Consider the following 3,956-nt stretch of genomic DNA (forward strand, 5'->3'; position numbering starts at 1 on the left):
CCCCTTCCTGGACGAGCTTCGCGACTTCCAGGCCGCCCTGGCCCCGCGCGTGGCCGGGCGGATCCGCATCGCCCCCAGCCTGTCGCGCGGCGGCTACGCCGACCAGATGAACATCGCCACCTGGACGGCGGAGACGGTGATCGGCCAGATCGAGACCGAGCGGCCGATCAGCGCCGCCGAGGCCGAGCTCGAGGTCACCCTGATGACCGGCCGACGGGTCACCCGGCTGGCCGAGGTGCGCTCGGGCCTCCTGACCGGTTGGCATGATCGCAGCCGGGCCTGGAAGGCCGACCAGGAGGGTCCCTTTGGCACCCTGCTCAGCCTGGGGATCTGCGAACTTCTGGGCGTGATCCGGGGCGAGCGGACGGCCTTTCACGAGCTCCTGAGCGCGGTCGAGGGCCCGGCCCAGGTGGTCTTCGTGCCCGACGAGGTGAGTGTCCCAAACGCCAGGACCGTCATCGAGCAGATGCTGCGCACCGATGACGAGCGCGCCGCGATCGCCGCCGATCTGGCCCAGGCCTTGGGTCAGGGACCGGTCACCCCGACGCCGGGGGACTGGATGTTCATGGGCGCGGCCCTGAAGGCCCTGCAGCAGACGCCGACCCTGGATCGCTACGACATGCTGACCCGCACGGGAATCCAGGCGGCCGGACCGCCCGACGCTGTTCTGATGTCGCTGCACGCCGAGACGCCGGTCCTGCTGCGCCACCGTCGCCTGGGCTATACCTTCCGCATGCACGACTATCGGCTCAAGGACGCCGGCCCGGCCGTGGCCGCCTGGCTGCGCGCCGAGTTCGTACGCGAACGCTACAGCGTCGACGACCTCAAGCGCGACTACGGCACGCTGCTGGACCTGTTGCGCGAACGCTCGCCGACGACCCAGCTGCTGATCTGCAACACCATGTCGACCTCGGGCTTCGACGATCTGCAGGCCTATTCGGCCTATGACCAGCCCCTGTCGCTATCGATCAACAGCGTTCGGTTCCGCGAGCTGAACCTGATGCTGCACGACCTGGCGCGCGAGCGGGGAATCGCCATTGTCGACACCGACGCCATCGGCGCGGAACTCGGCGGCGGCACGAGCATCCGGGACGGCGTGCATCAGGACGGCGCGATGCAGGCGGCCCTGCGCGACGAGATCCTGCGCATCCTGCAGGCTCGGGGCGTCAGGGGGTTCGCCGCCAAGTCTCCCGCGACTCAGGCCGCGCGGCTCGCCCGGGTCAGCTGACCTCGAAATCCACCGCCAGGGCGGTCAGCTCATCCGGCGACGACGGCAGAGCCTCGTCCGGACCGTCGCTGAGCACCGCCAGGGGCCGCCCCACCACCTGCCAGTCGCCCTCGGCGCAGTGGATGGCGCGCAGGATCCCCGCCTGGCCGGCGCGAACCTCGACCAGGGCCTTGTGGGTTTCCAGTTCGACCACCAGATCGCCGATCTCGAAGGCGCGCCCGACCTGGCCATGCCATTCCAGAACGCGGACTTCTTCGACATCGGGGATCGGGCCGGGGACGGTAAGAGCGTAGAGCATCACGACTTTCCAGGTCTGGAGGATTCAAGAAGCCGCCGGATCGCCGTGATCACGCGGTCCGCGTCCGGAAGGGCGGCGGCTTCCAATACAGGATTCGACGAGACGGGCGCGGGCAATGCGCCGACCCGCGCGGTCGCGATCGGTCCGGTGCGCTCGAGGACTTGAAAGAGGATCTCGACGCCGACCCCGCAGGTCAGCTGCCCCTCCTCAAGGGTCACCAGGGCGCCGGTCCGGGCGGCGGATTGGGCGATCGTCTCGATGTCCAGCGGGGCCAGACTGCGCAGATCGATCACCTCGCAGCTGACGCCGAGGCGATCCAGCGCCTCGGCCGCCTCAAGGGCGATCCGGGTCATGTAGCTGTGGGTGGCCAGGGTCACGTCGGTCCCCGCCCGCCGAACGATCGCCTTGCCGATCGGCACATGCCCCTCGGCGACCGGAACCTCGCCCGCCGTCGGGAACAGCCGCTTGTGGTCCATGAACACCACCGGCCCGTCCTCCAGCATCGCGGCCTTCAGCAGGCCGTAGGCGTCGGCCGGCGTCGAGGGCGCCACGACCTTCAGGCCGGGCACGCTCATCAACCAGGCTTCCAGGCATTGCGAATGGGCCACGCCCTGGCCCTTGGCCCCGGCGGTGGTCTTGACGACCAGCGGCGTTCGGATCTGCCCGCCGGTCTTGAACCGGGCCTTGGCCGCATAGTTGACCAAGGGGTCCAGCCCCAGCATCAGGAAGTCCATATAGGTGATGCTGACCACGGGCCGCAGGCCGGCGGCGGCGGCCCCGACGCCCAGGCCGATCATGGCCTCTTCGGCCACCGGCGTATCCCGCACCCGGGTCGGACCGAAGGTGGCGCTGAGTCCGACGAACTCCTTGTACGAGCCGCCAAACGGGCCGACGTCCTGTCCCAGCAGGACGACACGCGGATCGTCGCGCATCGCCTCGCGCATCGCCCGGGCGATCGCTTCGCGAAAGAAGATCTTGGTGGTCGCCGGCTGAATATCAGAGGACATCGGTCAGGGCCTCCGCCGCATCCGGAAAGGGCGCCGCTTCGGCGAAGGCCATGGCCGCGACGGCTGCCTCATGGGCCTCCGACCGCATCCGCGCCAGGGCCTCGGCGTCGAGATCCCCCGCGTCGAGCAAGTGCGCCGCCAGCCGCTCGATCGGGCAGCGGGTCTTGACGACCGCCATCTCCGCCGCGCTGCGCGTCTCCCGCGTCGAGGAGGAATGGCTGTAGAAGCGCTCAGAAAGACATTCGAGGAAGGCGGCCCCGCCGCCGGACCGGGCGCGGGCGACATAGGCGCGCATCGCCTCGCTGACCGACAGGACATCGGTTCCGTCGACGGTCGCATGGGGCAGGCCGAACGGCGCCGCCAGGTCCGACAGGGCCGCGGGGGCCAGGGCGTCGGCGCGCGGCGTCGACACCGCCATCTGGTTGTTGTCGCACACCAGGACCAGGGGAAGCTTCCAGATCGCCGCGAGATTCAGGGTCTCGTGCAGGGCCCCCGCCGCGCAGGCCCCGTCGCCGAAGATGCAGACCGCGACGGCGGGGATCTGGCGAACCTGAAAGGACAGGGCGACGCCGGCGGCGATGGTCAGGTTGCCGCCGACCACCGCGTGGGCGCCGAAGAAGCCCTCGCTCGGCTGGGCCAGGTGACCGCGCCCGCCCTTGCCGCGATTGGTGCCCGAGGCCTTGCCCAGCAGCTCGGCCATCACCCGCCCGGGGTCCAGGCCCCGCGCCAGGGCCGGACCGATCGAGCGGCCGCTGGTCAGCAATTGATCCTCGCGGGTCAGGGCCGCGGCCACCCCGACCGCCACGGCCTCGGCGCCCGAGGACAGCAGCTGAAAGCCGTGATCGCGCCGGCTCACCAGCACGGCCTCGAACGCGCGGATGCGCAGCATGTCGGCCAGAAGGTCCAGAGCGCTCATGCGGCCGAGCCTTCGAGCCTACGGCGGTAGCGCGCCGCCACCTGGGCCAGGGGTCCCAGCTTCGCTTTCGCTGTTTCCTGCTGGGTCACATCCAGAAAGTCATCCAGGCCGTAGGACAGCAGGCTCCAGGCCACGGTGTGGGCGGCGATGATGGCGACCGAGTCGCCGCTCAGCCGGTAGTCGGTCTTCAGGGCCGCGGCGCCGACATGGGCCAGGGCGCGATCAAGATCGATCACCGTCGCGCCGAACGCATGGGCGAGATGGGGCGCCAGGAGGTTGAGAGCCCTGATCCGCTCCAGCCGCGGCGACGGCCCGCCGCTTCGGTCGCGCTCGGGAACGTGACGGAACACCGTGATGATGAACACCGGCACGCCCCTCGCGCCCAGGCGGGTCAGCTCGTCTCGCCAGCGGGCTTCGACCTCGGCCAGGGGAGCCTCGCTCAGGGCGTCCGGCAGCATGGACAGCAGGATGGCGGCCACGGCCGGAGGGCCGAGGTCGAACCCCGGC

At 70.4% G+C, this 3,956-nt stretch carries 5 protein-coding genes; 1 reads left to right on the top strand and 4 read right to left on the bottom strand.

The features are described from left to right. On the top strand, positions 1 to 1,228 hold a 1,228-nt coding region (locus tag CSW58_RS14130), incomplete at its 5' end, for a hypothetical protein (RefSeq protein WP_099447367.1). Here the strand turns inward: CSW58_RS14130 and CSW58_RS11420 are convergent. The 4 genes from CSW58_RS11420 to CSW58_RS14135 form a co-directional block, all read right to left on the bottom strand. After that, positions 1,221 to 1,526, bottom strand: a complete 306-nt coding sequence (locus tag CSW58_RS11420; RefSeq protein WP_099447368.1) for a lipoyl domain-containing protein — start codon at positions 1,524 to 1,526, stop codon at positions 1,221 to 1,223. The two genes, CSW58_RS14130 and CSW58_RS11420, sit on opposite strands and share 8 nt — an antisense overlap. Next, positions 1,526 to 2,533: an alpha-ketoacid dehydrogenase subunit beta gene (locus CSW58_RS11425; protein WP_099447369.1), complete on the bottom strand. Its 1,008-nt coding sequence runs from the start codon at positions 2,531 to 2,533 to the stop codon at positions 1,526 to 1,528. Before CSW58_RS11425 ends, CSW58_RS11420 begins: the two co-directional genes overlap by 1 nt. Beyond that, the gene (locus CSW58_RS11430) at positions 2,523 to 3,449 is read right to left on the bottom strand and encodes a thiamine pyrophosphate-dependent dehydrogenase E1 component subunit alpha (RefSeq protein ID WP_099447370.1); all 927 of its coding nucleotides are present in this window, start codon (positions 3,447 to 3,449) and stop codon (positions 2,523 to 2,525) included. Before CSW58_RS11430 ends, CSW58_RS11425 begins: the two co-directional genes overlap by 11 nt. Further along, positions 3,446 to 3,956: hypothetical protein (locus tag CSW58_RS14135; protein WP_236627793.1), on the bottom strand; the 511-nt coding region annotated here is incomplete at its 5' end. The genes CSW58_RS11430 and CSW58_RS14135, both read right to left, overlap by 4 nt.

It is taken from the genome of Caulobacter sp. B11, assembly GCF_002737765.1.
GTDB lineage: Bacteria > Pseudomonadota > Alphaproteobacteria > Caulobacterales > Caulobacteraceae > Caulobacter.